Consider the following 24,644-nt stretch of genomic DNA (forward strand, 5'->3'; position numbering starts at 1 on the left):
GCACCTGCTGGATTATTCCGCGTGCACCGCGGGCTTGAAGCTGGCGCGAGAGTTCTCGAAACTCGTGATGGCCTCTTCATTGCGCAAGGTGATGCCGATGTCATCGAGGCCTTCCATCAGGCGCCAGCGCGTGTAGTCATCGATATCGAATGAGTAGGTGTTTTCACCAACCTGGACGGTGCGCGCCTCCAGATCGACCGTGACTTGGGTTTCCCCGGCTTCCAACTGCTTCCAAATAAGCTCGATGTCTTCTTGTTCCATCAGCCCAGTAAGCAGACCAGACTTTCCTGAGTTGCCGCGGAAGATATCCGCAAAGCGGGAGGAGAAGACAGCCTTGAAGCCGTATTCGCGCAAGGCCCAAACTGCGTGCTCTCGGGAGGAACCGGTACCGAAGTCGCGGCCGGCAAAGAGGACGGAGCCTTCTTTGAACTGCTCTTGGTTAAGTACGAAGGTGGAATCAGAGCGCCAGTTGGAAAACAGGCCTTCCGCAAAGCCTGTGCGCTTGACCGATTTGAGGTAGCGCGCGGGAATGATTTGGTCCGTATCCACGTTGGACGCCCGCAGCGGGACTCCCGTGCCGGTATGGGTGATAAATTTCTCCATTATTTCAACCTTTCTCGCGTGCTTATTTCAGGTCAGCCGGGCTGGACAGGTATCCAGTGACGGCGGTAGCGGCGGCAACCTGTGGGGAAACGAGGTGGGTTCGCCCACCAGGGCCCTGTCGGCCTTCAAAGTTACGGTTAGATGTGGACGCAGACCGCTCCCCTGGCTTCAGTTGGTCAGGGTTCATGCCCAGGCACATGGAACAACCCGCCGTGCGCCACTCTGCACCGAATTCCTGGAAAATCTGGTCAAGGCCCTCCTTTTCTGCATCAGCCTTGACCACCGCGGAGGAAGGAACCACGATCATGCGCGTATTGGCGTCGATGGTGCGGCCCTTGACCACCTCAGCTGCGGCGCGCAGGTCCTCGATGCGGGCATTGGTGCACGATCCTACGAAGACGGTGTCGATCTTGATATCGCGCAGTGGGGTTCCTGGTTGCAGGTCCATGTACTCCAAGGCTTTTTTCACCGTGGCCTTGGAATTATCATCGCCGCAGTCTTCCGGATCCGGTACGGTTTCGCCCAGCGGCAAGCCTTGGCCCGGGTTCGTTCCCCACGTGACGAATGGTGTCAGGGCTGATCCGTCGATTTCTACGACGCGATCGAATTCGGCGCCATCGTCAGTAGGCAGCGTCTTCCAGTAATCCACCGCTTTATCCCAGTCGGCGCCCTTTGGGGCGAACTCGCGACCCTTGACGTACTCAAACGTCGTTTCATCGGGTGCGACCATACCGGCACGCGCACCGGCCTCGATGGACATATTGCAGATGGTCATGCGGGCTTCCATGGACATCTTGCGGATAGCTTCACCGCGATATTCGATGATGTAGCCCTGGCCGCCGCCGGTGCCAATCTTGGCGATGATGGCCAGAATAAGGTCCTTTGCGGAGACGCCTTCCTGCAATTCGCCGGTGACTTCGATGGCCATCGTCTTAAATGGCTTCAAAGATAGCGTCTGGGTGGCCATGACGTGCTCTACCTCCGAGGTACCAATGCCCATGGCAATGGAGCCGAATGCACCGTGGGTCGAGGTATGCGAATCGCCGCACACAATAGTCATGCCGGGCTGGGTAATGCCCAGCTGTGGGCCAACGGTGTGCACGATGCCTTGCTGCTCATCACCCATTGAGTGCAACCGCACGCCAAATTCTTCGCAGTTCTTGCGCAGGGTAGAAACCTGGGTGCGCGATACCTCATCTTTAATCTCTAAGAGGTTGCCGGATTTAATACCCTCCGTCGGCACGTTGTGGTCCTCGGTGGCCAGGTGCAATTCTGGGTGTCGCATTGTGCGACCTTGCAAGCGCAGCCCATCGAAGGCCTGCGGGCTCGTAACTTCGTGCAAAAGTTGAAAGTCAATATAGATAAGGTCTGGTGCGCCCGCGTCGCCCTGCTGGACAACGTGGTCACGCCATACTTTTTCTGCCAAGGTCAGCTTCTGGTTCATAAACATCACTCCACACTTGAAATCTCATATTTTGGGACGTAGATTTCATTATATGGGAGAGTATAGCGCAGTTTCCGGCATTAAGGTACTAGATCGTGCAATGGCCATCATGATGGCCGCGGCAAACCATCCATCGACCCTTAATGAGTTATGTGAAACCACGGGACTACCTCGAGCAACGACACACAGGCTAGCCACCGCGTTAGAGGCACACCGCATCCTCGTGCGTACCCCTGAAGGAAAGTGGAAGGCCGGTCCCGCGCTTCCCGGCAACCGCGATCACATCTTAGAAGTCGCAGGCCCCATCATGGACCAACTCCTCAACCGTACCGGTGAGTCCATTCAGCTCTATGAATTCACGGGAACCACCCGCACCTGCATTGCCACCCGCGAGCCCAAGTCCGGCCTACACAACGTGGTTCCGGTGGGAAGACAGCTACCACTAACCTCCGGCTCTGCAGCACGCATCATCGCCGGCTTCGTAGACTTCCCCCTCGACGCCGCGCAATTCAGCTCCGCCGATGTAGAAGCCGCCCGCCGCCAAGGCTATGCAGAATCCATCGAAGAACGCGAAGCGGGCCTAGCCTCCATTTCCGCTCCCGTCTTCGATTCTTCCGGCGTTTTTCGCGCAGCGTTATCCATCTCCGGTTCCGCTGAGCGGTTCCGCCCCTCGCCCGCCAAGAAATACGCCCACCTGCTCACCTCCGCCGCCCAAGAACTTTCAGAGCTGCTCTAGCTTCCCCAACTCCCCACCAATGCCCTGGACCTCCCACCGGCTCAGGGCTTTAATCGCGTCTTACCCCTGTATACCCAACCCCGCCGTGGCCTATTGAAAAATATCGAAAATTTCCGGCACGCTATTGAAACCGAACTGAAAACATGATTTAATGAAAACAGAGTGAAAACGAGAAGGTCACTCCTTGACCTAAGGCACAGAAAGGATTCATGATTATGACTCACGCTACCCACACTGAACACGAGCACACCCACGGCGAAGGCTGCGGCCACGTCGCTTTCCCGCACGAGGATCACACCGACTTCGTACACGATGGCCACATCCACCGCGAGCACGAAGGCCACTGGGACGAGTGCGAGACCAACGAGCACATTGAGGCCGAAACGCACAGCGACCACACCCACGGCGAGGGTTGCGGCCACGTTGCTGTCCCTCACGGTGACCACGTTGACTACATCCACGACGGTCACCGCCACGCCGCTCACGGTGACCACTACGACGAGCACTAAGCCTCGCCAGTAAGCGCCCTGCAGCGCCCTAACGCCGCGATAATCCACCGCTATGATGCATAGATTATCGCGGCGCTTTTCTATGCAATGGACCGGCGTGAGTTAACCTTTTATTAACCCTAGCCACATTCCTGTGCGGTGCGCGATGGCCCAGGGGTGACGAAGCTGTCAATTTCACGGAAACTGCCTGCTTGACTATTAGTTAACACCGTTTCGGTGCTACGGTCTTTCGAGTGATTACTAGTTGGAAGCTTTTTCTCCAAGACTTCGTCCGCCTGTGGCGGACGCCGCAAGTCTGGGTAATTCTCATCGGATTGATGGTTACCCCTGCCTTATATTCTTGGGTCAACGTCTCCGGTTTTTGGGATCCTTACGGCAATACCGAGCACCTCAAGGTAGCCGTGGTGAACGAGGACAAGGGTGCCTCGTCAGATCTCACCGGCGATATTGACGTCGGCGGGCAGATGATGGAAAAGCTGCACAACAACGACAAGCTCGGCTGGCAGTTTATGGACCGCGGCGAAGCCGAGCACGCCGTGAAATCCGGCGATGTTTTTGCATCCATCATCGTGCCGGAGGATTTTTCTTCCGACTTTGTCAGCCTGTTCCAAGGCACGTACTCTCAGCCCACCTTGGAGTATCAGGTCAATGAAAAAATCAATGCCATCGCCCCCAAGGTCACTGACACTGGTTCTTCTACCCTCGAAACCACGATTAGCGCAACCTTTAATGAAAACGTCGCGAAATCGGTTTCCACCGAGTTGAGAAACTCTGGCGGCGACCTCAGCGATAGGATCAATAGCACCGCGGGCAATACCGCGAATTCCTTCTCAGAGACCGCCGATACTGTGGCTAATTCGCGCAATTCCTTGGCGGATGTCAACGCCACTATCGATGATGCTCGTCCCACCATCGCACAGGCGCGCACGGCGCTAGGCTCCGTGCAGACCACGATTGATGACGCGCAGCAGGCCTTAAATCAGGTCACCTCCTTGACCGACGAGGTGCAAAAGGAAGTTACTTCCTTCGCCGACGATGCCACCGCCGCCTATATCCAAGGCACGACTGCGCTTGCCGATGGCACCGCAAACGCCAATGCCAATATCGGTTCTGTCACCGGCCGGTTAAACGGCGCTCTCAACCGCGTCGATGCCGCCACCGACGGCGCCCAAGGCATCCTTGGTCAGGCTGATAAAGCCATCGACCAATTAGCCGGTGTCGCTGCCCTGCCAGCCCTTCCCCCAGAGATATCGCAGCAGATCAACCAGTCGGTTTCTGATCTGCGTGACCGCAACAATCAAAACCGCGCGGTATTAGGAGAGCTGGATTCCCTTAATAGCGATACCAACGCCACCCTTGATTCGCTGAATAAGACCTCGGAATTGCTCAATTCCATGGCCTCCCAGGCCCGCGATGATTCCCACGGACTGCGCGATGACGTGGCCAACGGCCTACCTAAGCTGAATTCTGCACTTTCTAATGTCTCCGCTACTGCTGGGCGCCTATCTGCCTCCCTCAACAGCCAAAAGGCTCTGGTTGGACAAACGGACGGGCTTCTCGGGGGCGTCGACGGGCAGTTGACCCACGCCCAAGAAGTGGTAAAGCGCTTCTCGGTTGATCTGGATCGCGTTGAGGAAGGTCTTCGTTCCGCACGCACCGATGTTATTGCCTTGAGCAACACAGCCAATAACAACACCGTGCTGAAGTCCGTCAACGGTCTTGATACAGACCACGTGTCTTCCTTCCTCTCCTCGCCCGCAAAGATGGAAAGCCATGCAGTATTCCCTGTCACGCACTACGGCTCCGGCATGTCCTCGCTGTTTATCAACCTCACGCTGTGGATCGGTGCCTTCATGCTCCTGATCATTTTCCGCGCCGAGGTTGACCCGCAGGGCCGCCGGGATCTAACCATCAATAAGGCGTACTTCTCGCGCTTCTTGCTCCTCGGCTTTTTCGCCATTGCGCAGGCACTTATCGTTTCCATCGGTAACTTAGTCATCGGCGTTGAGCACGTCAGCGCCACCGCTTATGTCCTTACCTCTGTATTTATCAGCCTGTGCTACCTCAGCATTACCTATGGCCTCGTCTCAACATTCGGCCACGTGGGCCGCGGCATAGCGGTGGTCTTGGCCTTCATTCAGATTCCCGGGGCATCGGGCCTGTACCCCATCGAGATGACGCCGGACTTCTTCCGCGCCGTCCATCCCTTCTTGCCCTTTACTTACGGCATCGATGCCATGCGCGAGACGGTGGGCGGATTCTACGGCACCCATTACATCCGCGATATCGCCGCGCTGACTGGCATGGCGGTTGTTGCCTACCTCGTGGGCACTCTCTTAAGGCGCGGGTTGTCCAACGTCACCATGCTGGTCAATGACGAGCTGGCCAAGGGCGGGCTCGTTATCAACGAGCAGGTCCACCTGATTGGCAGCCGCTACCGCTTCACCGATCTTCTGTATGCCTCCGCGGACCGCGAGGGATACCAAAAGAGCTTGGATACCAAGTGGATGACCGCTCGGAAGAATTATTCTCAGTTGATGAAGCTCACGATCGCCATCGGAGTAGCCTTGGTGCTCGCGCTCGTGATTTGCTCCCGATTCATGCCGGACCAGAAGGCGATCCTTTTCGGCATTGCGTGCCTCGTTGCGCTGATTGCGGTCGCGGTCATTTGTTCGCTGGAATACGTAAAACAAAGTATTGCGCACGATAACCGCCTGGCGGATCTCAGCGATGAAGAAATCCAGCAGCACCTAGAGCATCAACGCCAAAACCCCAATCAGTATCGGCTAGAAGATGTCCAGTCAGATAAGCACGCGGAAATATCTTCTACCCCACAATCGCAGGGCGATACCACAGATAAGCCCGCCGTCGACGGCGAAGAATCCGGAAAGGGAGATAAGTCATGAACAATATCCTGACCATTCTCCGCGATGACCTCAAGGCCATCCGTGGCAACGTAATGACCGCCGTCATCATTTTCGGCCTCGCCATTATCCCGCTGCTATTTACCACCTTTAACGTGCTCGCCAGCTGGGACCCATTTGCCAATACCAAACAACTCAAAATCGCCGTCGCCAGTGAGGATGAGGGTCACCAAAGCGACCTTGCTTCGCTCAAGCTCAATTTAGGCGATGAAGTTTTATCCCAGCTCAGCCGCAACGACGAAATCAACTGGGTTCTTACCAATAGCGATGATGCCGTAGAGGGCACCAAGTCCGGTGAGTACTACGCTGGCATCGTCTTGCCCAAGGATTTCAGCTCCAACCTCCTCACCTTCTACGTGGAAGGCACCGAGCCAAGCAAACTTAATCTCTATACCAATGAGAAGAAGAACGCGCTGTCGACCACGATTACTCAACGCAGCGCTACCGGTGTGATTGAGAAGATCGACGAGTCCTTTACCCGCGTTGTGTCCAATGTGGGCCTTGGCGTCATTTCCTCGCTGGACCAGTACCTTGATGAGGGCGATACCCAGGCCGCGCTGAATAACGTTCACAACCGAGTCAATACCGTACAGTCGCGCCTCGATGCAGCCTCTGGCACGGTCATGGCGCTGAGTAACCTGGTAGATTCCACCATTCCGCTCACCCAGGCAGCCAATAACATCCTGAATGAAGCGGGAAACCAGGCCTCCAGTACCACCAATGACAACGGCGAGTCGCCCATTGATATCTTAAAGTCCACGCTGGATGAGTCCACTGGTTCCTTGGATGCGTCCCTCGCCGCGACGACGCAGAGCTACGAGGTCCTATCCTCACAAATCGAGGAATTGCTGAACAATGCTAGCGCCACCTCCGCGCAGACCGCCCAAACCTTCCGCACTGCCGCGGACCGCGTGGGACAGCAGACCGCAGCCTTCCAGGGCGTAAAGGACAGTATCCAGAAGGAAGCCGATAAGGTCGATCTTCCAGGCCCTGTAGCGGCAGGTTATGCGGCCGTGATGGGGCAGCTGGATGCCAGCATCGCCCAGAGCAATGCGTTGCACGATTCTTTGACTTCTACGGCCGATAACATCGAAAACGGCGGGAATTCCCAGGAGTCCAAGCAACAAACGCAAGCTGCGATTGCCAGCGCCAAGCAGGCCGTCGAAAACGCTCGTAACTCCTATAACTCCAATCTGAAGCCACAGCTAGCGGCTCTGGGAGATAGCGTGGGCACGGTTGCCAACGATGTTGATGCGGTCAAGCGCGATATCGCAGGCATCCGCAATACCATCTCTAATGACAACGATGCCCTCGTGCGGGCGCGCGATCTAACCGCAAGTCTATCCGGTACCTTGCAGCATCAGGCGGGTCGCTTTGGCGAACTCAGCCAAAAGATCGATGAGATCCGCGACGGCGGTGACCTAAGTCAGCTCGCCGATCTCATTGGCGATGACCCCGAGCTACTGGCCTCTCGGATCGCTTCGCCGGTCAATGTGGACCGCCAGCCCATCTACGATGTTGCTTCTTTCGGTGTTGGTATGACGCCGTTCTACCTCACGCTTTCGCTGTGGGTAGGCGCCCTGCTCGCCTGCGTGCTGGTGCACACCAACGCCGAGCGCAAGTACTTGAAGAAGAACGAAGACCTCGACAAGAAGGATCACTTCACCAGGAACCAAGTCTTCTTGGGCCGCTTCCTTACCTTTGGTCTCATCGGCATCGCCCAAGCCACCTTCGCCGTCCTCAGCCTGATTTTCTTCGTGGAGATCGAGCCCGAGCACCCATTCATGATGCTCTTTGCCTCGTGGATAATCTCACTGGTGTTTATGTTGATAATATATTCACTGGTTATCACATTCGATAGCGCGGGCAAGGCCCTCGCGGTTCTACTCTTGGTTATCCAAGTCTCCGGTTCTGGCGGCGCCTATCCCCTGCCGCTTCTTCCGGAGTGGTTCCAAAATGTCAGTCCGTGGCTGCCAGCCACCTACGGCATCGACGCGTTCCGCAGCGCCATCGCGGGCATTTACGAGGCCGACATCCTCCGGGAGCTCGGCATGCTCCTTCTCTTCGCTATCCCGGCGCTTATCCTCGGCCTGTTCTTGCGCCCCGCCATGGATAACTACCACAAGCGCCTCCAGAAGGCGATTAAGAAGACGAAGGTCATGGCATAGCCTTCCCCACCTTCAAACAACGCCCAGTGCAGCCTGAGAGGCTCTCTGGGCGTTCTTTTTGTAGTGACAGGCCCATCCCCCCTTCCCTTGGCGCTCACGGGGAGCACAACCCAGCCCCATTCCCGTTGACCCCGTGAGCGCAAAGGGCGGGCTGCAGCTACAGCAGGCGCTTTCCGATGCCTCCCTCGCTGCGCCGCACTTTTCCCAATGCGGCGCAGCGAGAGCCGTTTAAACGCCGCTTAATCTAATTCTCTAGCCCCGAGAAGCGCAGAAAGAAAATGCCACAAGAAAAGGCTGCGAGCGTTAAAGCTCGCAGCCATTAATATGTACCCCGTACGGGATTTGAACCCGTGTTACCGGCGTGAGAGGCCGGCGTCCTAGGCCGCTAGACGAACGGGGCTCGTTCGCACGTAGCATGCAATTCAAAAGCTGTGCTGCTTAAAGCTTGCTTGCTGCGGACTCGTTAAACAGTAAACGATGGGTAAACACAATACAAATCAGCAGATAGTACGGGGATTCGTGCCGGTAAATCCCCCAGTTAAGACCCACTTTGGTCCCGATTAAGCCGCAAGCGCACATACGGAAAATTCCTCCAACCGCAGTGGCTGGAGGAATCTTTTTATTTGTACCCCGTACGGGATTCGAACCCGTGTTACCGGCGTGAGAGGCCGGCGTCCTAGGCCTCTAGACGAACGGGGCATAGAACTAGTGAGCCTGCTTTAAAAGCATTTTCACTGCTGGCCTACCAGGACTCGAACCTAGAATGGCGGTACCAGAAACCGCTGTGTTGCCAATTACACCATAGGCCATTTGCTCACTCGCTCGGAATCGCATCCTTATCGGCTGCGCTCCCTTGCTCGCTGCAACGTGTTATAACTATAATGATCGTTGCCCAATGCACCAAATCGCCAGCGCAACTCGCATTTTTAGGCGCTTTTCTTGAGCTAAAATAAAGCGGCGGATGACATCTGTGTAGTTCGATGTTCATCCGCCGCTTTAACGGGCTTTCCCCGTCAGGCTTCTGATGGTTCCGGCATTACTCGGCCGCAGGAGTGTACGGAGTTACCTCACGGGCAGCACGCAGGCGCGCCAAGGTGGACTCTTTGCCCAGAAGTTCCATGGACTCAAAGAGCGGTGGCGAAACCTGTGCGCCGGAAATAGCTACACGCAGCGCGCCGTAGGCCTTGCGTGGCTTTAGCTCTAGGTCCTCAATGAGCGCCTTGGATAGCGCGGTTTCAATAGCGTCAGTCTTCCACTCCTCTACCGCCTCAAGGGTGTCAATGCCCACCTCGAGGGGTTGGACGGCATCGTCCTTCAGGTTCTTCTTGGCCGCTTTTTCATCCAGGGTGAGCTCAGCATCGGGCGTGATGAGGAAGCTGAGTAGCCCATAGGCATCGGCAAGCGTCTTAATGCGCGTTTGCACCAAGTCCGCAGCGAAGGCGAATTTCTCGCCGTCATAATCGGCCGGGAAGTCCGTGTACTCCGTCAGGTAATTGCGCAGGCGGAAAGCAAACTCCTCGGGCTCGAGCAGTCGAATATGATCGGCGTTGATGGCCTCGAGCTTCTTCTGGTCAAAGCGAGCGGGGTTACCCAGAACATCATTGACATCGAAGTTCTCAATCAGCTCATCCATGCTGAAGATGTCCTTATCCGCCGACAGGGACCAGCCCAACAGCGACAAGTAGTTGAGCATGCCTTCTGGGATGATGCCGTTATCGCGGTGATTGAAGAGGTTAGACTGCGGGTCACGTTTGGACAGCTTCTTCTTCCCCTCGCCCATCACGAAGGGAAGGTGACCAAACTCCGGGGTAAATTCCGCGATGCCAATTTCCTTCAGTACGTCATACATGGCCAGCTGGCGCGGGGTGGATGAGAGAAGATCCTCGCCGCGCAGTACGTGGGTAATACGCATCAGCGCGTCATCTACCGGGTTAACCAGGGTATATAGCGGAGCTCCGTTGGAGCGCGCCACCACGTAATCAGGCTGAGTTTCAGATTTGAAGGACATCTCGCCGCGCACAAGGTCGGTCCAGGCCCAGTCCTTGTCTGGCATGCGCAGGCGCCAGACAGGCTTGCGACCTTCAGCCTCAAAGGCATCGATCTGTTCTTGCGTCAGGTCGCGGTCGTAGTTGTCATAGCCCAACTTGGGATCGCGCCCGGCTGCCTTGTGCCGTTCTTCTACCTCTTCCGCGGTGGAGTAGGCAGGGTAGACATGTCCGGCATCGATAAGCTTATTGAGCACATCTTTATAAATGTCCATGCGCTGGGACTGCCGGTACGGTTCATGCGGGCCACCCACATTGACGCCCTCGTCCCAGCCCAATCCGAGCCAGGTCAAGGAATCAATGATGGCCTGATAGGACTCTTCCGAGTCACGGGCAGCATCGGTATCTTCGATGCGGAAAATCAATTTTCCGCCGGTGTGGCGGGCATAGGCCCAGTTAAACAGGGCCGTGCGCACCATGCCAACGTGCGGGGTACCAGTGGGAGAAGGGCAAAATCTAACGCGAACTTCAGTCATGGCCACCATCGTAGTGGAGCCACAGGACACAGTCCGCACCAGCCCAAACCAGCGCCGGACTCTACCACCCAAAAGTGCGTCCCCATTTACTTTATTACACGCAAAAAGGGGTAGATGATAACGAATTCCATTATAAACACACTGGTAAAAGGGAACGGTTTTCAAAAGATTATCCAGTATTGGGAATCATTTTCTATAGTTTCGAGGTGAACTACTGACAACTGCAGAAAGGTAACGCGCTGGTGGCTTCTCCTCGTATCCGCTTCATCGCCGCATTCAGCACGATCGCGCTGATTGCCCCGGCTACCGCCTACGCCGGTCCAGACGATGGCAAACACATCGCGACCCAAACCCACGTCGATTCTCCCAAGAGTTTTTGGGAAAACGACAACTTCCTGCTGCGATCCGAATTTCCCGGCCAAACGCCGCCGCTCATCGATGACACCGTTGCCTGGATTGGCAAAGGCTATACCCGCGAAGACGAGAACGGTAAGCGCCACCAGAACTTTATGTATTCCCTGCCGCAAAACGGTACGCAGGATTACATCGGCGCCCCAGGCACCACATACTACACTGCCCCGTACCAGGCCTCCGCTAACCAAGAGCCCATCTGGATCGGATTCGGTTCAAAGGGGCTTCCCGTGGAAAATTTCCGCAACAACATCGCCTACCTCGATCTGTTGAGCGTGGATGGCCCAGGTGACGTGGAGCTTTTTACCAATAAGGACGATAAAGACGGCACTAATCTCAATCGCATGCTGGGTTCGTTCGAGGACTCACCACACTCTGCTTTTCTCGAACGTGGTAGCCACACTCACAACTACACGCTCTTTACCAAGCCCGGCCGTTATCGCTTGACCTTTCGCACCACCGCGCGCACGGCGGATGGCCAACTCGTGGCTAGTGAGCCGCAGACCACCAGCTACCAAGTGGGCGGACAAAAGCCAAAGGATGAAAAGACCCCAAGCCTCAAAGAGCGCTTTGATAGCTCCTCCTCCGGTGATGCCGCCGCTGCTGGCTACAGTCTGAGCCTGGACAAAAAGCAGAACCCGGAAAAAGACGGTGACGATAAGCTCACCACCATTTCCTTCGATGCAAAGAACAAGGCATCCGGCACGCTTACGCTGCTTATCGATGGTTACTTCCTCACCGATCTGCCCGTCACCGACGGCCACGCCGAGTGGGATGAGTACATGGGCCCAGAATCCTCTAATATCCAGGCCGTCTTTACCCCAGAAGGCGATGCGCCACGCTGGATTTCGCAGCAGGTGGAATTTACCCCGGGCTCTCCCTCCCAAACCGATTCTTCCACTACCGAAGACAAGTGGGAAGAAACCGAGAATCCGCGCCAGCTGGCCCCTACCGAAGAGGTAACGCTGCAAGAAACCGGCTATACGGTGCGGATGCGCAAACAAGGTGAAGAAGGAACCAAAATTATCATCGACATGGATGATAAAAACTTCAGCGGCGTGATGACTGGTGGTCTCTACGAAAACAAGAACGACGAGGAATCTTCTACTTCGGTGGAAGCAGCGATTACCAAGGGCCACGGAGAAGCCACTTTTACCTACGGTAGGTACTCCGAAAACTACACTGCCAAAATCAACGTCTTCCCGCACTCCACGGTCCAGGCCGGCCACGGAAGCACGGTGCTGACCGAGTCCTACAAACTCGATGAAAACTACGAAGTAAAAGACGAGCTTTCTACCAGCGCGGAGGATAACACCGCTACCCCAGGCGGAAAGCCTGGGTCCGGCGGTTCACCCGCGCCCGGCGATACGCCGGCACCATTTCAACCGCCAAAGGACGAGGAGGCTCAGCGGTGCAGCGAAAAGCAGGTACTTGACCGCGGGCACGTCGATATCAAGGCACTTCCTACGGACGATGGTTTCCGCACCGTCCTGCGCGATGACACAGGACAAATTGATAAGAACTCGGTAGACCGCTCGTTGGATGACGTCGTGCTTGGCGTACACAAAAACGCGCTTACTCCTCGCGGTCAGCAGCTGGGTGATAAGAAATTCGATTTCCTTGGCAACATCGGTGACCGCTTCTACCACCTGCCACAAACGCAGAACCAAGCCATCATCTGGCCGGGGTATAACACCGAAGAATTGGATTACTCCAAGATGAAAAATGGCAAAGTCAATTTGAACCTTAAGCCCACGCACACGCCAGAGGGCGCTGAGTGGGGCGCATATATAGATAAGGCCAGGGGTGTCGGTTACGACGTCCTTGCCAATTCTGCCGAAAACGACCACACGATCGAGACCACCTTCGCATCGCACAGGCATACCCACTGGGCTTTTACCAAGCCGGGCATCTACACGTTCGAGGCAACCTATACGGCAACTACCACCGATGGCAAGGAACTTGCCTCGGAGCCACAGACGTTGACCTTTGCCATTGGTGATGACGCGGTGAAGTCCTGTTCTACGGCTGCGCCATCCGATTCCTCATCGGAAAAACCTTCCGAGAAGCCGTCCAAGCCCTCGAAACCGTCCAAGCATTCCGAGCCGTCAGCTCCCGTAGGGTCATCGTTTAATCCTTGGACCCTGGTCTTGCCTGCGGTTCTTGGCATCACCTTCAAGGCCTTCTACAACTTCTTCCGCGACAACCAAGATCTCATTCGTGAGCGCTTTGGCTGGCGCATCTAACTAATAATCCACTGCTCAGGGGACCCCACCCCAGGCGCTTTAAAGGAAATTCAACCATGGATACCAACACCATTTCGCGCACCAGAGCCCACCGGCCTGGCAGCCGCATCATCGCGGCGGTGATTACCGCCCTTATCGCGTTTTTCGTTCCAGCCTCACCGGCCTTGGCCTTCGATGAGGTCTTTGATTCTGGCCATATCGACGCATTCTATGTCACGGCACCGGATGGCCAGCTGCACCTATCCATGCAGGAAGATGTCACCGGTTCGCACGTCCAGCGCCCTGGCGATGACGTATTGCTCCAAGTAGTGGAATCCGCATGGTCCGATGCCACCGAGGGCGTTCCCGAGATTGGCGAATCGACCTACTTCCTGCCCCAAACCCAGGACCCAAATATCATCTGGCCGGGCTGGGATACGCAGCCGGCACGCGATGGTGGCTTTACCAGTGTTGACTTCGAGTTCACCAATATCTCTGGGCCGGGCTCGGTCTATGTCTTTGAAACCTCTGGGTTCGGCAACGTCGGTGCCGTGACCAATTCCGGTTCGATGGAGCTCACCAGCGGCGAGGTTATTAACCAGCCGAGTCCTGCACACCGCCACGTCAACTGGGCTTTCAGTGAGGCTGGTACGTACGAGATGACCGTCCAAGCCTCCTCCAACGGACAAACCAGTAACGCAGTGACCTATACCTGGCAGGTGGGCGAAGGCGGCGGTGCAGGCTCCGCTCACCGCTCTGCGGGCGGTGCTGGCGATGCAGACAACTCCGGCAATGACGCTGGACATGGCAATTCCGAGGGTGGCCAAGGCGGCAACGCTGCAAACGATGGACAATCCACGGATCCAGAGTGCCGGCCGGGAATTATCCCGCAGATTAAGGACGATACAGCCTCGCCACCGCAGTGGCGCGATGCCGACGGCGCGACTTTTTACCTCTCCGATAATTCCGGCGTAGAACTGCCAGAAGATGTTGGTCCCGTATCTGCCGGCCAAGCGTGGATGATCGGTTCTACGCAGGTCGATGGCGTGCCGTGGCTCGGTGCGAATACCCAGAGCCCTTCCATGCGCGAGCACATTCCGGGTGATGTTACTTGGGAGCTCGTTGATATGAAGGGCCCTGGTGCCATGATGGTCTACAGCCAGGGTGGCCTGGGCAAGATCGTCGGCGATGAATGGTTCCGCGGCGCCAACGGTGCCGTCGAAGGTAGCTACAATATCGCGCCCAATACCCACGTGCACCCCAACTGGGTCTTCGAAAAGCAGGGCACCTACGACGTCACCATTCGCCAGGTGGCCCAAACCTCTGCCGGCAAGCAAGTAGCCGGCCAGGCAACGCTGCACTTTGTCGTGGGCGGTGGCAGGCCAGAGGGCTCCTTCGATAATGGCCACTTTGACCTGGGCGCGGAAGTAAACCCAGATGGCGGAGACTGTGGTGTTGGCGCCGCAGCCGGCGCGGGCTCTAATGGCTCCGGCGCTGGCCAGGATGGCACCAGCGGTTCCGGTGCGAACGCATCCGGTAAGGGTGGCAATGCGGCTCTCGCCAATACTGGGACCCCCACCATGCCGCTCGGAATTGGCGTGCTCGGACTGGGCATGCTGTTCCTTGGTCTGGGCATCGCACGGCTCGCTGTCGCGAGGGCAAAGAATTAATGCCAGTGCCCCACTACCGTTTCGTACCGCGCGGGCTGCAGACCGTCGGGGCGCTCTTTAGCGTCTCCCTCCTTGCGGCAGGTTGCACGACCTCGGCAGCGGTGGATACCTCGGATCGCTTCAGCGTGGTGGCGACGACGCCGATTTTGGCGGATATGGCCCGCCACGTTGCAGGCGAGGATGCCTCGGTCACCGGTCTTATCCCCAGCGGAAAGGACCCGCACACCTTTGAGCCGACGCTGCGCACGGTGCGCAACGTGGCCAATGCGGATCTTGCCTTGAGCAATGGATACCTCCTGGAACCGCAATCCCTGATAGATACCTTGCACGAATCCACGGATGCGCCCGTGGTAGAGGTCGCTGACTCGGCCTCCACCCGCGGTGCCGCCCTCGTGCCGCTGGTAGAAGATGTCTCCCTGGATGCCATCTGGTTGGGCCTGCGCATTAGTGGTGCCGAGCAGCGCAACTCCGGCGTGGATTTCCGCATGGTCTCTGCCGAGGGGCCAGGCGATGTCGCAGCCTACGTGGTCTCCACCTTCGGTACGCCGGAAGTGCTGTTTAATAGCGCCGATGGCATCGACGCGGGCGATGATTCGGTCACCCTCCCGGCTAATGCGCACACGCACGTCTCGTGGGCCTTTTCGGAGCCGGGCATCTACAAGCTTGGCTTTCAGGCCGATGGCACGGAGGTAGAGCACCTCACCGTCGCGGTAGGAGTGAACCCGCCGGAGGATATGGATGTCATTGATTCCGGCCACGTGGATATTGCCGCTGATGTGGCAGAGGGATCTATCGATCTGCGCGATCAAGACCAGCATTTTGATCCCGCGCATACCGCGGTAGCGGTCCCTTCCTCGGTCCTGCAGCCCATTCCGCCGGATCCCGCTTATCGCTTCTTGGGCACCCCCGGCGCGGATACGTACCTGCTCCCCCAGGCAGTCCTGGGCAAACATATCCACGGCGAAGTGGATCCACACTTGTGGCACAACGTAGACAATGCCATTGCCTATGTCGATGTCATTGCTGAAGAAATGGCGAATGCGGATCCGTCGCACGGCGCCGATTACCGCGCCCGTGCCGAGTCTTATATCGCGGAATTGCGCGAGCTGGACGAGTATGTGGACCGCGCGATTTCTTCTATCCCGCAGAGTAATCGGCACTTGGTCACCACCCACCACGGTTATGCCTACTTAGAGCAGGGCTACGGCCTTTCGGTGGCCGGGTTTGTTACCCCTAATCCCGCCATTGAGCCTTCGCCACGCGAGGTCATTGCCCTGCGCCGGACGCTGGAGAACCTGCACCTTCCTGCGGTCTTTGTGGAGCCGGTGGAGCAAGCCAGCGCCAGCACGCTGAAGGAAGCCGCCGCGCAGCAAAACGTGGAGCTGTGCCCCATTTACGGCGACACGCTTGATGATGCCGTGCCTACTTATATCGATCTCATGAAATTCAATGCTGACTCGCTGCAGCGTTGCCTACATCCTTCGAATGGAGATAACCATGCTTAACCTTGCCTCTCGTACCGTTACCCGCGCGGCCACTCGCACGGCAGCCTGCATTGTCACTGCGGGCCTCGCCCTATCCGCAACGCCCGCCTGGGCCGGCGACCTCGCGCAAGTGGTTGGCGCGGATGAAACCGTTGCGCCAGAGGGCGAAGAAAAGGTCATCGATGCCGGCCACGTTGATATCGGCACGCTGTTAGACGGCTCCGATGTCGAGCTTTTGGCCCGCGATGATGCGGGCGACTCCCCGGTGTGGCGCCACCTCGATGACCTCGTATTTTCGGTCAGCGATGCGGCCCAGCAGACGCTGCCGGATACCGAAGATTTCAGTTTCGTCGGTGCCCAATCCGGCGAGGATGTCTGGGTGGTCCCGCAGACTGAGCAGGTCGGCGTCCCGTGGCTGGGGTGGAATACCCAGGCGCCTTCGCTTGTCGATAACGCCGATCGCGGCGTTACTATGGAATTCCTCGGACACTCCGGCCCAGGGGATTTTTCCCTCTTTTTGCAAAACGGTGGCTTTGAGGCACCCCAGCTGCTGTGGTCTACGGCAGAAAAAAGCGAGTCTGAGTTCTGGGTAGATCTCAATACGCACACTCACGCCAACTGGACTTTCACGGAGCCGGGCACCCACCAGGTGGCCATCCGGGTTAAGGGTGAAACCACAGACGGCGAGGAGTTTAGTACCGACGGCGTGCTGACTTTCGCTGTGGGCGACGGCGCAGATATCCAGGCAGCCCAGGATGCGGAGTGGAGCCCAGCAGAGGCCACGACCGAGGATTCTTCCCTCCCGGTATGGGTTTATGTTTTGGTCGGCGGCGGAATCATCGTGCTGATCGCCGGTGTTGCCGTGCTCGTCAAGTCCCGCAAGCGGGGCGATGGCCATGTCTAAGCCGTGCATCCAGGTGCGCGGATTGCAGGTAGCGCTTGCTGGCCGCGCCGTTATTGAGGACGCTAACCTCGAGGTAGGCACCGGTGAATTCATTGGGCTCTTAGGCCCCAATGGCGCGGGCAAAACCACGCTAATGCGCGCCATTTTGGGCCTTATCCCCTCCTCTGGCACGTGCACCGTCACCGGCTCTGTGGGCTATGTTCCGCAGCGCCACGAGGTGGAATGGGGTTTTCCCATCAACGTGTACCGCACCGTGCTCAGCGGGCGCACCGGGCTCATCGGGTGGTTCAAGCACCCTAAGAAAAAGGATCATGCCGCCGCTGCAGAAGCGCTGCGCTTGGTGCATATGGAGGAATTTGCCTCCCGGCCCATCGAGGAGCTTTCTGGCGGCCAGCGCCAGCGCGTACTGATCGCCCGCGCCCTCGCTATTCAGCCGGAGGTCTTGTTGCTCGATGAACCTTTTACCGGGCTCGACGCCCCGAATACCGAGGCCCTATTAGAGCTTTTCGCCGAACTTGCGGCGCAAGGAAAATCCATCGTGATGTCTACCCATAACCTGTCTGAGGCGGCGCACACGTGCAAGCGCCTCGTGCTATTTAATCGCACGGTCATTGCAGATGGCCCCGCCGATGAGCTTTTGGCCGACAAGGATCCGTGGACCCGCGCGTTTGGCGTCAGTGCCTCGTCTCCGTTGCTCGCTGCGATTGGAGTGGCTGCATGATTGATATCTCATTTATCGATTTTTTGCGGGATTTAACCAATCCCCACCTCGATTTTCTCGCCCGGGCGGTGGGCATTTCGCTCATCGCCGCCATCGTGTGCGGGGTCATCGGCTGTTATGTGGTGCTGCGTGGCATGGCCTTTATTGGCGATGCCGTCTCGCACGCCGTGTTCCCAGGCCTGGCCGTCGCCTTTGCGCTGCAAACCTCGGTACTGCTGGGCGGGGCGGTTGCCGGTGCGGTCGTCGCGGTGCTTATCGCCGCGTTTTCGCAACGCAACCACGTGCGCGCGGATTCCATCATCGGCATCTTTTTCGCCGCCGCCTTTGCCTTGGGTATGGTGATTATCTCGCGCACGGATGGCTATAGTGCCTCGCTCACCAGCTTCCTCTTCGGATCACTGACCGGCGTTTCGCGCACAGATATCACCGTCGCCGCGAGCGTCTGCCTCGTGGTCCTAGCCGTGGTCGTGGCCTTTGGCCCGCAGCTCAATGCCACCTGCTTGGACCGGGAGACCGCCCGCGCCATGGGCCTGCCAGTCTTTGCACTGGATATCATCCTCTACTTGTGCGTGACCGCCGCGGTGGTCATTTCCGTAAGCACTATCGGCAATATTTTGGTCCTCGCCCTGCTGATTACCCCGGCTGCTACGGCGCGCCTGCTCACGGCCAACCTCACCACAATGATGTTTCTCTCTGCCATCATCGGCGCCGTCTGCAGCTTCTTCGGCATCTATTTGGCGTGGGCCATAGATCTTCCCGCGGGCGCGACCATCGTGCTCACGCTCACGATCCTCTTCCTCATTGTCTGGGTCCTGCATCCCTTCTTGCGCTCTCGCCGCACACCCGGCCACTCTTCTCCTCGCGTGCCAGCCGACGCTTCCGAGAACTCCCCACGAAAGGAAACCATCGAATCATGAAACCCTTGTGCCGTACCGCTCTTGCCCTAGGCACCGCCGGGTTCCTCAGCGTGGGAACCCTCACCGGTGTGGCTCTACCCTCTTCCGTTATGGCCACCGCGCATGCCGCAGAGGCCTGCAGCGCCGAGGACTTTATCCGCATTACCGAAGGTCACCAAGACATGGCGTTAAAGGATGAAAGCGGGGATATCAGCTTTGTGGTCAAAGATGACCACGCACGCAAGGAATACCAGTCGGAAGAATTCGCGGTCGAGGTAGCGGAGAAGAACAAGCAGCCAATTTCAGCTCTCAATATCCCTTCCCTGCCCGAGGAAGGATGGGTGCTGCCGCAAACCCAGATTGAGGATGTTCCGTGGCTAGGTTTTAATACTCAGGAACTCTCCGAGGACTACCTCGGGTCCAAGCAGACCGCGACGCTCAGCATGGCCATCGCATCTGGCCCCGAGGATGGCCGCATTGTAGCTTTCCAGAATGAGGGCATCGGCGAGCTCAAGGTGCGGATGGATACCGAGGACGGGACCGCCTGGGATTATCCCGGCAAGTCCCACGCCCACCCTGCCTTCGCTTTTACCAAGCCAGGCACCTACGCCGTGAGCTTTACTTTTGCGCTTCCCGATGGCTCCCGCCACCACTTGCATGCCGGATTCCTCGTCGGCGATGACGCGGATGCAGCGGAGCTATGCGGTGTCGACTATGACGAATCCGACGATGCCGAGGGAAGCGTCCCTTCGGGCGGAACCTCCCGCCCAGAACAGCTGGCCAAGGATATTAAAGGCGTAGATAAGGCTATCGCGGGCCTAGATAAGGAGCTGGAAAATACCCTGAAGGAAGGCCAAAAATTCCTCGAGGGCGATAAAAAGAAAGACAAGGGCGCCAAGGATAAATCCGACGATAAGCCAACTAAGCAGGGCCAGTCCGGAGGATCCGGTGGCTCTGGTAAAAAGGCTGCAGAGAAAAACTTTGGTTCGAAGCAGGGCTCCAACCAAGGCTCCAAGTCTGGGTCCAACTCTGGATCCAATAAGGCCTCCGCCCACGGTTCTGGGGCCGGCTCTGGTGCTGCGTCGCGCAAATCGGGTGGGGGCTCGTCGAAGGGAGCATCGGCAAGCAGCGGCTCTCGCAGCGGTTCTAAGGCTGCACAATCCAAATCCGGCGGAAGTTCTGGCCAGAAATCCGCGGGCAAGTCCACCCCGAAATCCAAGAGCAGCAAGGCTAAGGACAGCAAATCTAAGGGCTCTAAATCTGAGCACCGAAGCACGGCGCCGGTGCCCAACGCGTCTGCGGGTGGCAAGGACCACAACAATGAAGCGCTTGCCGGTGCCGCCTACACCGCCTCACTGACCAAGAGCAGCTTTTGGGCGGGCATCTTGGCAGGGCTCGGCGCATTCGCGCTGGTGCTAGGAATTGGTCTTTTGGTCTATGTCCAATTCTTCCGCAAGAAGAAGCTAGCCGGCGAACAACCTGAGCAGCCAGAACAGCCAGTGCCGCCGCAGGCCGATGATGCCACGACGCAGATCCCGCGCATCGACTAGAAGCCTGAAAAGTACCGTCTAGGGCTACACGCGTGTCTTGGTGGAAAGGAAGTCCCACAAAACATTCGGGGTATCCGGCTGCCAAAACCACGTGTGTTCAGCAGGCACCTTGATCAATTCCACGTCCTTCTGGCAATCGTTGAAGTTCAGGCGCTCGGCCCCTCCAATATCCGCCTGGGATTGAAAGGTCATATCGCAGCGATTGCGGTTGAGATACCCTCCCAAGACGGTACGCACGGGAAGGTAACCAGCTTCGTGCCGGTCCCCGCCTTCATAGGTCATCATCTGATCGTGGGTGCCGTGCATGATGAGTGTATGCATTGGCGCATCGCCGCAATTGGTTTCAACGGGGTTATAAAAAGCTCCAGAGACCATGGCAACCGCAGCAAATGTATCTTGAGCGTGACAGCCTAATACCGAGGTAAAACCTCCACCATTGGACATTCCCATGGCGTAGACGCGGTTGCGATCCACGTGATAGTCCGCATCCACCGCATCCAAGATGCGCTTGATGAAGCGGATATCTTCGCCGTCATGGGTTTTGGCATATGGAGCTGCTTCCCAAGCGCGTTCGTAGCCCTCCGGGTAAATGATGATGGCCTCATCGGTGGCTGACGTATTGCCCATCCGTGCGTAACTAGAGAAATTTTCCGGGGAATCTCCCCAACCGCCAAATCCAAAAAGCACCGGGGATGGTTTTTCGGGCGAGTAATTATCGGGGATACGCACGAGGTAGCGGCGCTGTTTTCCTTCGTGTTCCATCTCGAGCGATTCCATAGTTCCCGGTGCAATGGCCGGATCAGGATTAATGCTGGGATCAGCAGAAGGCACAGGTGGAGTCGGCTCGGGATTACCCGAAACTGGTGGCTCACCGTCAGTAGACGGGTGCGCCTCAGCATCGCGAGGCGTCGATTCAGTGACGCCTTCTGGAAGCAAATGCGAGCCATCTGGTTCTGGAATCACGGGCTCGCCGGAGTGGTGGTCTTGTTCTGGCACAGGCGCCGGGTGCGTCGGTTCTACCGGTGATCCGGCACCTTCTTGTTCCTGCGCCATTGCCGGCACGCTTAAAGCTGCGCCTATCACTAGCAGTGAGGTCAAGAGATAGGTGAATCGAAGAAAAACTTTAGTCACAATAGCCACTTTTGTAACAATAGTTACATCGGTTGTGCCAGCAGGTGCCCACACGCTTGGCGGAGGGTAATTTCTACCAACTTTTAACGAGGCACTAAGCTAGATCCCCATGCACGAAGACAGACCAAGCACCGCCCCCGATTTCTTGCTCTCCCGAGCAACGGGGTCTGTCCGTACCCAAGGTGCGCGGGACACCTTTAGCAGTGCCGAGGCCGCGGTTGACGCCTTGCGCCGAGGCGAGGCCGAGATGGTCGTAGGTGCCATCCCCTTTGATTCCGATACTCCCGCCGCGCTGACCGTTCCAGAATCAATCATCCGAGAAGACGGCCCGCTAGAACCACATGCGTTCTACCACAATCAGACCCTCAATTCCCGCGTCGTGGGCTTTGACCCAGAGCCAGAAGAACACCTGCGCCGCGTTGAAGCGGCCATCGGCACCATCGAAACCTCGAAGCTAGAAAAGGTGGTTTTAGCCCGCGCGGTCGATATCGAATTTGCTTCCCCCATCGATCCCCGGCGGGTGGCCGCGCGCCTAATCGATCTCTCCGTCAACCGCGATGGCTTCATTGCGGATCTCTCCCCTGCAGGCCGCCCAGGGGCCATGCTGGTCGGTTCTTCGCCAGAGGTGCTGATCAAGCGCCAAGGCTCGACCGTGTCTGCATTCCCGCTCGCCGGCTCCACCCCGCGCCGAGCCAATAAAGCGGCAGACCACATTGCCAGCCAAGACCTCTTGCACTCCGCAAAGGATCTGCTCGAGCACTCCTTTGTGGTAGAGCACCTGCGCAGGGTGCTAGAGCCGCTGTGTAGCAGCCTCAATATCCCCGATACCCCGCAGCTCATACACACCAATGAGATGTGGCACTTGGGCACGCCGGTTACCGGTACCCTGCGGGATAAAGACCTCACCGCCCTGGAATTGGCAGAAGTAGTCCACCCCACCCCCGCAATCTGTGGCACGCCGACGGAAGCTGCGCAGGCGCTTATTGAGACCGCCGAGACCGACCGCGGCTTCTATGCCGGCACCGTCGGCTGGTGTGATAGCTCCGGTGACGGTGAATACATGGTAGCTATCCGTTGCGCAGAGGTTGCTGGCGATGGCCTCTCCGCCCGCGCCTGGGCCGGCGGCGGCGTGGTCGGTGCCTCCAATGCCCAGGCGGAGCTGGAAGAAACCACCGCCAAGCTCCAGACGATCTTACGGGCGCTGAGCCTTTAAACGGTGCGGATTAGTACCGCTTTGCCACGAGAACCACGTCGCTGGTGTGGTGAGCGCCTGCGCCGCTAGTTACATGGCGCGGCGATCGCCGCAAGGTCTGCACCGTCAATTCGGTCAGGTTTTCCGCCAGCCATTCCGGCATGGCGATCTCTTCTGACTCCATATCATGGTGAACATAGAGCAAGGTTCCGTCCGTGGCGACGAGCTTTTCTAACAGTGCTACTTCCCGTGAGTTGGCACGGACACTGCCGTAATGCACGGTGACCAAATCAAATGGGGCGTGGCTGAACTCATCAAAGGTGGCAACCTCCGCGGCTACTCCTCGCGCCCTAGTCCGTGCCACGGCAGTCGGAGCAAAATCGATGCCGAGTACCTGCCAGCCGTGCTCGTGCAGCCACTGGGCATCGGCGCCTTCCCCGCAGCCGATATCGAGCGCGGTACCGCCTGGAAGGTCACTAACATAGTCCACCAGCGTGGCATTCGGACTCCCCGACCACACCTGCACAGCGGAGCGATAGCGCTCCTCCATTTCCTGCGCGCTGGGCGCAGACCCGCGGTGGCCTTGATGCGAATGTTCCGGCACGCCGTTCCCCTTCTAGCAAAACCTCACCAGCGGCAGCTGCTGTGGGATGAATCTACTGCGCCCTAGAGATGATATTGCGCAGAGTACCAACCCCTGGGATCTCAATTTCGATGGTATCGCCCGGCACCATCGGAGCGGTTCCCGCGGGCGAGCCGGTAGTGATGACATCACCAGGCAGCAAAGTATATGCGGCAGAAATCTCTTCCAAGATGCCGCCCATCTTGACGATCATCTGATCCGTATTGGAATCCTGCTTCTGCTCACGGGAACCATCATGGGTCAGGTACGCATTGATCTTCTGATCATCAAGATCCAAGCTATCCAGGTCCGTTTCAATCCACGGGCCCAGCGGGCAGAAGGTATCAATGCCCTTGGCGCGCGCCCACTGACCATCCTTGAACTGGAGGTCACGGGAGGAAACGTCGTTGCAGATGGTATAGCCCAGCACGTGGTCTTTCCAGTTCTCAGCCTTGATATTCTTCGATGGCTTGGAAATAACTACGGCGAGTTCGCCCTCAAATTCCACGTTGGTGGCATAATCGGGAATCTTGATGGCCTCATTCGGGCCGATAACCGCAGTCGAGGGCTTCAGGAAGATGGTTGGCGGCAGCTTATCGGAGGACTTCTTAAATACCTCGGCCACGTGGTCGGCATAGTTGCGCCCGAGCGCCACCACCTTGGTGGGCAAGGTCGGCGCCAAGAGGCGCACCTCACCCAGCTTCCATTCCCGGCCGGTGGGCTCCGGCGGGGTAAATGGAGTGCCGGAGATTTCTTTAGCTACAAGCTCCTCCATCGGGGCGTCTTGTGGCCCGTCGATGATGGCAAAGCAAATTCCTTCTGGGTGTGCAATTCGTCCTAAACGCATAACGGCCATCCTACTAAAAGGGAGCCTTTACATGTGTGCAAAGTTTGCGGTGTTAATTTGCAAAGATTATTTAGTTCCCTGCCAAC

General features: G+C 57.6%; 18 protein-coding genes and 3 tRNA genes. 12 read left to right on the plus strand and 9 right to left on the minus strand.

Annotated elements, in window-relative coordinates:
• Positions 1–12 precede the first annotated feature (12 nt).
• Together leuD and leuC are read right to left on the minus strand one after the other, a co-directional pair.
• Positions 13–603 (minus strand): 3-isopropylmalate dehydratase small subunit, encoded by a 591-nt coding sequence (gene leuD / locus ABRP64_RS06995; RefSeq protein ID WP_284770524.1) that lies wholly within the window; start codon positions 601–603, stop codon positions 13–15.
• Positions 604–625: 22 nt separating this feature from the next.
• Positions 626–2,047 (minus strand): 3-isopropylmalate dehydratase large subunit, encoded by a 1,422-nt coding sequence (gene leuC, locus ABRP64_RS07000; RefSeq protein WP_284770525.1) that lies wholly within the window; start codon positions 2,045–2,047, stop codon positions 626–628.
• A gap of 52 nt (positions 2,048–2,099) precedes the next feature.
• On the opposite strand from leuC, the gene ABRP64_RS07005 reads away from it, so the two are divergent.
• The 4 genes from ABRP64_RS07005 (at position 2,100) to ABRP64_RS07020 (ending at position 8,384) form a co-directional block, all read left to right on the plus strand.
• A complete protein-coding gene (locus ABRP64_RS07005; protein ID WP_284770526.1) occupies positions 2,100–2,783 on the plus strand; it encodes an IclR family transcriptional regulator in 684 nt (227 codons plus the stop codon).
• 215 nt (positions 2,784–2,998) lie between these two features.
• The gene (locus ABRP64_RS07010; RefSeq protein WP_284770527.1) at positions 2,999–3,292 is read left to right on the plus strand and encodes a hypothetical protein; all 294 of its coding nucleotides are present in this window, start codon (positions 2,999–3,001) and stop codon (positions 3,290–3,292) included.
• Positions 3,293–3,525: 233 nt separating this feature from the next.
• Positions 3,526–6,198 (plus strand): YhgE/Pip domain-containing protein, encoded by a 2,673-nt coding sequence (locus tag ABRP64_RS07015; RefSeq protein WP_284796600.1) that lies wholly within the window; start codon positions 3,526–3,528, stop codon positions 6,196–6,198.
• The gene (locus ABRP64_RS07020) at positions 6,195–8,384 is read left to right on the plus strand and encodes a YhgE/Pip domain-containing protein (protein WP_284782968.1); all 2,190 of its coding nucleotides are present in this window, start codon (positions 6,195–6,197) and stop codon (positions 8,382–8,384) included. The genes ABRP64_RS07015 and ABRP64_RS07020 overlap by 4 nt, the downstream gene beginning before the upstream one ends.
• Before the next feature lie 327 nt (positions 8,385–8,711).
• On the opposite strand, the gene ABRP64_RS07025 is transcribed toward ABRP64_RS07020, so the two are convergent.
• The 4 genes from ABRP64_RS07025 to gltX all read right to left on the minus strand — a co-directional run bounded on the left by ABRP64_RS07025 (position 8,712) and on the right by gltX (position 10,914).
• A tRNA-Glu gene (locus ABRP64_RS07025) sits at positions 8,712–8,784 on the minus strand.
• Positions 8,785–9,010: 226 nt separating this feature from the next.
• Positions 9,011–9,083, minus strand: a tRNA-Glu gene (locus ABRP64_RS07030).
• A gap of 38 nt (positions 9,084–9,121) precedes the next feature.
• Positions 9,122–9,193 (minus strand) — tRNA-Gln (locus ABRP64_RS07035).
• A 227-nt stretch (positions 9,194–9,420) separates the two neighbouring features.
• Entirely contained in the window at positions 9,421–10,914 is a 1,494-nt protein-coding gene (gltX, locus tag ABRP64_RS07040; RefSeq protein WP_284782966.1) for a glutamate--tRNA ligase, read from the minus strand.
• Positions 10,915–11,147: 233 nt separating this feature from the next.
• Between gltX and ABRP64_RS07045 the strand changes: the two genes are divergently transcribed.
• The 7 genes from ABRP64_RS07045 to ABRP64_RS07075 are packed head-to-tail and all read left to right on the plus strand — an operon-like array spanning position 11,148 to position 20,766.
• Positions 11,148–13,562, plus strand: a complete 2,415-nt coding sequence (locus tag ABRP64_RS07045; protein ID WP_284782965.1) for a choice-of-anchor M domain-containing protein — start codon at positions 11,148–11,150, stop codon at positions 13,560–13,562.
• Between the two features lie 56 nt (positions 13,563–13,618).
• On the plus strand, positions 13,619–15,211 hold the full coding sequence (locus ABRP64_RS07050) for a choice-of-anchor M domain-containing protein (protein ID WP_284770531.1): 1,593 nt from the start codon (positions 13,619–13,621) through the stop codon (positions 15,209–15,211).
• On the plus strand, positions 15,211–16,716 hold the full coding sequence (locus ABRP64_RS07055; RefSeq protein WP_284770532.1) for an anchored repeat ABC transporter, substrate-binding protein: 1,506 nt from the start codon (positions 15,211–15,213) through the stop codon (positions 16,714–16,716). The genes ABRP64_RS07050 and ABRP64_RS07055 overlap by 1 nt, the downstream gene beginning before the upstream one ends.
• The gene (locus ABRP64_RS07060) at positions 16,709–17,599 is read left to right on the plus strand and encodes a choice-of-anchor M domain-containing protein (RefSeq protein WP_284770533.1); all 891 of its coding nucleotides are present in this window, start codon (positions 16,709–16,711) and stop codon (positions 17,597–17,599) included. The genes ABRP64_RS07055 and ABRP64_RS07060 overlap by 8 nt, the downstream gene beginning before the upstream one ends.
• Positions 17,586–18,320, plus strand: a complete 735-nt coding sequence (locus ABRP64_RS07065; protein ID WP_410763645.1) for an anchored repeat-type ABC transporter ATP-binding subunit — start codon at positions 17,586–17,588, stop codon at positions 18,318–18,320. Before ABRP64_RS07060 ends, ABRP64_RS07065 begins: the two co-directional genes overlap by 14 nt.
• Positions 18,317–19,237, plus strand: coding sequence for an anchored repeat-type ABC transporter permease subunit (locus ABRP64_RS07070; protein WP_296088499.1), 921 nt, complete (start codon positions 18,317–18,319; stop codon positions 19,235–19,237). The genes ABRP64_RS07065 and ABRP64_RS07070 overlap by 4 nt, the downstream gene beginning before the upstream one ends.
• Entirely contained in the window at positions 19,234–20,766 is a 1,533-nt protein-coding gene (locus ABRP64_RS07075) for a choice-of-anchor M domain-containing protein (protein ID WP_349865954.1), read from the plus strand. Before ABRP64_RS07070 ends, ABRP64_RS07075 begins: the two co-directional genes overlap by 4 nt.
• Positions 20,767–20,790: 24 nt before the next feature.
• Here the strand turns inward: ABRP64_RS07075 and ABRP64_RS07080 are convergent, their stop codons facing one another.
• Positions 20,791–21,897 (minus strand): CE1 family esterase, encoded by a 1,107-nt coding sequence (locus tag ABRP64_RS07080; RefSeq protein ID WP_349865956.1) that lies wholly within the window; start codon positions 21,895–21,897, stop codon positions 20,791–20,793.
• 109 nt (positions 21,898–22,006) lie between these two features.
• Here ABRP64_RS07080 and ABRP64_RS07085 point away from each other — a divergent pair, with 109 nt between their 5' ends.
• Positions 22,007–23,110, plus strand: a complete 1,104-nt coding sequence (locus ABRP64_RS07085; protein WP_349865958.1) for an isochorismate synthase — start codon at positions 22,007–22,009, stop codon at positions 23,108–23,110.
• A gap of 10 nt (positions 23,111–23,120) precedes the next feature.
• On the opposite strand, the gene ABRP64_RS07090 is transcribed toward ABRP64_RS07085, so the two are convergent.
• Together ABRP64_RS07090 and ABRP64_RS07095 are read right to left on the minus strand one after the other, a co-directional pair.
• On the minus strand, positions 23,121–23,639 hold the full coding sequence (locus ABRP64_RS07090) for a class I SAM-dependent methyltransferase (RefSeq protein WP_410756180.1): 519 nt from the start codon (positions 23,637–23,639) through the stop codon (positions 23,121–23,123).
• A gap of 106 nt (positions 23,640–23,745) precedes the next feature.
• Positions 23,746–24,558 carry a fumarylacetoacetate hydrolase family protein gene (locus tag ABRP64_RS07095; protein WP_284784993.1) on the minus strand — a complete coding sequence of 271 codons (813 nt, stop codon included), beginning with the start codon at positions 24,556–24,558 and terminating at the stop codon, positions 23,746–23,748.
• Between the last annotated feature and the right edge of the window lie 86 nt (positions 24,559–24,644).

This window comes from Corynebacterium sp. KPL4015, from assembly GCF_040225725.1.
In the GTDB taxonomy this organism is placed as follows: Bacteria; Actinomycetota; Actinomycetes; order Mycobacteriales; family Mycobacteriaceae; genus Corynebacterium; species Corynebacterium rhinophilum.

Excerpts from the sequence above, each read along its gene's own strand:
- ABRP64_RS07055 (WP_284770532.1), top strand. The coding sequence starts at position 15,211 with ATGCCAGTGCCCCACTACCGTTTCGTACCGCGCGGGCTGCAGACCGTC.
- ABRP64_RS07070 (WP_296088499.1), top strand. The coding sequence starts at position 18,317 with ATGATTGATATCTCATTTATCGATTTTTTGCGGGATTTAACCAATCCC.
- ABRP64_RS07020 (WP_284782968.1), top strand. The coding sequence starts at position 6,195 with ATGAACAATATCCTGACCATTCTCCGCGATGACCTCAAGGCCATCCGT.
- ABRP64_RS07005 (WP_284770526.1), top strand. The coding sequence starts at position 2,100 with ATGGGAGAGTATAGCGCAGTTTCCGGCATTAAGGTACTAGATCGTGCA.
- ABRP64_RS07075 (WP_349865954.1), top strand. The coding sequence starts at position 19,234 with ATGAAACCCTTGTGCCGTACCGCTCTTGCCCTAGGCACCGCCGGGTTC.
- gltX (WP_284782966.1), bottom strand. The coding sequence starts at position 10,914 with ATGGTGGCCATGACTGAAGTTCGCGTTAGATTTTGCCCTTCTCCCACT.
- ABRP64_RS07065 (WP_410763645.1), top strand. The coding sequence starts at position 17,586 with ATGGCCATGTCTAAGCCGTGCATCCAGGTGCGCGGATTGCAGGTAGCG.
- ABRP64_RS07085 (WP_349865958.1), top strand. The coding sequence starts at position 22,007 with ATGCACGAAGACAGACCAAGCACCGCCCCCGATTTCTTGCTCTCCCGA.
- ABRP64_RS07095 (WP_284784993.1), bottom strand. The coding sequence starts at position 24,558 with ATGCGTTTAGGACGAATTGCACACCCAGAAGGAATTTGCTTTGCCATC.
- ABRP64_RS07050 (WP_284770531.1), top strand. The coding sequence starts at position 13,619 with ATGGATACCAACACCATTTCGCGCACCAGAGCCCACCGGCCTGGCAGC.
- ABRP64_RS07010 (WP_284770527.1), top strand. The coding sequence starts at position 2,999 with ATGACTCACGCTACCCACACTGAACACGAGCACACCCACGGCGAAGGC.
- leuC (WP_284770525.1), bottom strand. The coding sequence starts at position 2,047 with ATGAACCAGAAGCTGACCTTGGCAGAAAAAGTATGGCGTGACCACGTT.
- ABRP64_RS07090 (WP_410756180.1), bottom strand. The coding sequence starts at position 23,639 with ATGGAGGAGCGCTATCGCTCCGCTGTGCAGGTGTGGTCGGGGAGTCCG.
- leuD (WP_284770524.1), bottom strand. The coding sequence starts at position 603 with ATGGAGAAATTTATCACCCATACCGGCACGGGAGTCCCGCTGCGGGCG.
- ABRP64_RS07060 (WP_284770533.1), top strand. The coding sequence starts at position 16,709 with ATGCTTAACCTTGCCTCTCGTACCGTTACCCGCGCGGCCACTCGCACG.